The 265-nt window shown below is 53.6% G+C and carries 1 rRNA gene; it reads right to left on the bottom strand.

Annotated features, from left to right (window positions below):
- Positions 1 to 265: ribosomal RNA gene (locus ACY191_RS00040) — 23S ribosomal RNA — on the bottom strand; the annotation flags it as partial.

Below are 265 nucleotides of genomic sequence, written 5' to 3'. Positions count from 1 at the left end.
CTACCTGTGTCGGTTTGCGGTACGGGCACCTTTTCCCTCGCTAGAGGCTTTTCTTGGCAGTGTGGAATCAGGAACTTCGGTACTAAATTTCCCTCGCCGTCACAGCTCAGCCTGATGCAAACGGGATTTGCCTCGTTTGCAGCCTAACTGCTTGGACGCGCATATCCAACAGCGCGCTTACCCTATCCTCCTGCGTCCCCCCATTGCTCAAACGGTAAAGAGGTGGTACAGGAATATCAACCTGTTGTCCATCGCCTACGCCTTT

The organism is Staphylococcus sp. TCBT05, from assembly GCF_055179755.1.
This window is presented reverse-complemented; position numbering and strand designations above follow the sequence as displayed.